Source organism: Oligoflexus sp. (assembly GCF_035638955.1).
In the GTDB taxonomy this organism is placed as follows: domain Bacteria; phylum Bdellovibrionota_B; class Oligoflexia; order Oligoflexales; family Oligoflexaceae; genus Oligoflexus.
Genome location: NZ_DASQYZ010000018.1, coordinates 1 through 2,916, shown reverse-complemented (window position 1 = coordinate 2,916; position 2,916 = coordinate 1). Strand labels below are relative to the sequence as shown.

Sequence of the window (2,916 nt, the reverse complement as noted above, 5' to 3'; positions counted from 1 at the left end):
GGTCTTTTCAATCTGATTTTCAATGCCCGCGCTTTTCAGGTGCAGGATGGAAAAATCAGACTGAGTCTATCGAAATATCACAAAAACAGGTTTCAGATCAGGGATGGATACCTTTATCTTTCCGTCTCGAATTTTGTTACGAACAGGTCCATCAAAACGCTTGAGATCGGGCCGCTCGGATATGGAAGATTTGACCTCCATATCAAATATGAGGAAACGGCACTTGAAGCAGCCTCGCCTCAACCTGGGGACAATACTCTTGCGCTCGACCCTGGCGTCAGTAACTTTTGCACGGCCGCCAGCACTTTAGGTGATGCCTTTATTCTTTCCGGTCTGGAAATGAAATCAGTCAACAGGCAATGGAACAAAAACAAGGCCCGCCTTCAATCTGAAATGGACCTGACAGAGGATAAGTGGAGAAAGGAAAGACTCCGGGAGGAGTTGACAAATTCCACTTTAAAAAGAAACAGAAGAATCCAGGATATCATCCATAAGATGAGCCATAACCTTATCGAATATGCTGTGGAAAACGGCATCAGCTGCATTGTTGCAGGTTATAACGAGGGGTGGAAGCACGAGGTCAATATAGGTTCTGCCAACAATCAAAAGTTCGTTTGCATCCCGCACAGGAGGTTTTTGGACTACGTAAAGTACAAGGCCGCAAGGTACGGAATTGAATTCAGGGTGCAGGAGGAAAGCTATACCTCCAGTTGCGACTCACTTGCTCTCGAAACCATCGAAAAGCATGAAAAATACATGGGTCGAAGAAAACACCGGGGCCTGTATAAATCCAGCACAGGCAGGGCATTGAATGCCGATGTCAATGGCGCACTCAACATTTTGAGAAAGCATCTTTTTTCAAATGTGAAAAAGAGCAAAGGCAAGGACGAGTCTGAGGTTATAGCCCGGATAGTCTCTATGGGCCGAGTCTTCCGGCCAAGGAAAACTGCATGGGGCTCAAGTCCTTGCAGTCCGAAGCCATCTTCCAAAGGATTCGGCATTCACATGCCAGCTCCTTTAGGGGCTGGTAGTTGACTCACAAAGCTTTCGATCCTCTGGCGTAAAATCCGAATGATGATCAAAGATATTCGAACTTGTGAATAGATCCTTCAGATAGAGGCAAAGTTCTTTCCTCTGCTCAGCCGCTTGCGTGGGGAACAGCATGATCCTGCCAGAATTGTCCATGACGGCCAGCGTCCGCTTATCGGGAGAAAGGCGCCAGTCGCTGATCCGATCATCAGTTAAGCGTTTTCCAAGATGGATCAGGGTTGAGTCTCCCGACTTGGGATCAATGAGAGAGACCTTCTCCGTATCTGCACATACAAATCGGCCTTGCAAGCTTAGGACTACTCTATGTTTGAGGATGGGATCAGTCTTTATGCAGGACGCGTACTGATCGGGGTTCTCCAATTCAGAGACGAAAGTGATGTTACGCCCCTTCCTCTCGTAGAGTCGGGCCTTTCTAGTTTCATATTGAAGGATGTAACGCCCGTCGTCGGTCCAGACGACATACGATCGTGAACTTGAGTCTTGTGGAATCTTTTGGATCAAAGCGAATCCTTGCTCCTCCAGTTGATAGACCTGAAGGGTATTTTTTGTGCGGGCGACGAAGAATGTCTGCAGGCCATCGGTGAAAAGACTGCCATGCTCCGCCGACTCCTCCACGACGTCCAGGACCAGAGGCGATGATCGCTCACCTAATTCAGGGAAAACGACGGAACGGCCACCCTCGGCAAAATTGTGGACCCCGCTGTAAGTGCGGCCGTTCCACTGGAATGGATGTTCACCCTTGGGTTCGTAAGGGTAATCGGAAAGTTCCCGGGTCCTCGTGTTGAAGAGCTGTGCTTTCACTTGATTCTCATTGTCGCCGGCTATCACCAGTTGCTCGTGATCAAGCCAGCGCAAGGCGCGTCTTCCGGGGGGGTGAGTGACATTCAACCCTGTCGCATGTGATTTTAGAGCTGTCTCTGCAGCGAAGTGATGCATGACAGTGTCGTTAGAAACCCCGACCCCGCCCTGGTTAAAGGCAGCATACATCCAAGACGTCCCTCCTGCGACCTCAAATGGAACATTGGGGAAACGCATGACATCGGCCTGCACGCAGAAGGTATCGCTGCCCTGCATGCTTGCTGGCCGAAACCCCTTGCAGCCACTTTCCTGCGCTACGAAATCGCCAGGATTGAGGGGAAGCGCATCGACGAAGTTATAGTGCAGAGCGCCATCGAAGAAATGGAACCTGAAGTACTTCGAATTTATTTCACTGGCGTAAATATGGAAGGGATCCCAGCGCACGAGGAGGTGTCTTGTCGAACTCAAGGCACCGCTTAAATTCTCGTGCAAGGTGTAATTGGGAAGATCGGGCTTTCGTGTCCACTGATCCGATCGCGGATCCCAGTAGGAGAATCCCTTGTCATCATAAAGGACGAGATATTCACTGTCCCTTATTGTGTCTTTTACGAACGCGCTGGCGAGGGTTTCTGGGAACGACTGAACTAATTTAAAATTTCCGAAACCATGCCTTTCGTAGACTTGAATGGCGCTTCTGCTGTCTTCAGGTTTCAAGTTGATTTTGCTGATGCTGAGGTATTGTCCCTGGCTTGACCATCCAAACCCATGCAAGGAAGTCCCCTGGACCAAATCAAAGGGTACGGTCTGGCAGGGTTCCGCAGATTGGGCCGAACAGAGGTAGTATTTGTAGCCTTCGGTAAACGTTTCAATGGTCAGCAGGAATTCATCGTAAACGGGATTCCATGCGATCAGGATAGTATCTATAAGGTGGGCCGTCGAGAACCTGCCTGACTTGACAGATCCCGCATGGTCCCAAATCTGATAGTCCCGCATTCAATATTTTTGAATGAGCATGTCCGGCTTGACGCAATATGTGGATTGAAGGAAAAAGGATCTGCAACACCCGCC

Annotated in this window: 2 protein-coding genes; one reads left to right on the top strand and one right to left on the bottom strand. The window is 49.4% G+C overall.

Translation table 11 applies throughout. The features are described 5' to 3' along the window. Positions 1-39 precede the first annotated feature (39 nt). Positions 40-1,035, top strand: coding sequence for a transposase (locus VE954_RS02160; protein WP_324949185.1), 996 nt, complete (start codon positions 40-42; stop codon positions 1,033-1,035). Here VE954_RS02160 and VE954_RS02155 read toward each other — a convergent pair. Continuing rightward, positions 1,018-2,841, bottom strand: coding sequence for a hypothetical protein (locus VE954_RS02155; protein WP_324949183.1), 1,824 nt, complete (start codon positions 2,839-2,841; stop codon positions 1,018-1,020). The genes VE954_RS02160 and VE954_RS02155 overlap by 18 nt on opposite strands. Positions 2,842-2,916: the final 75 nt, after the last annotated feature.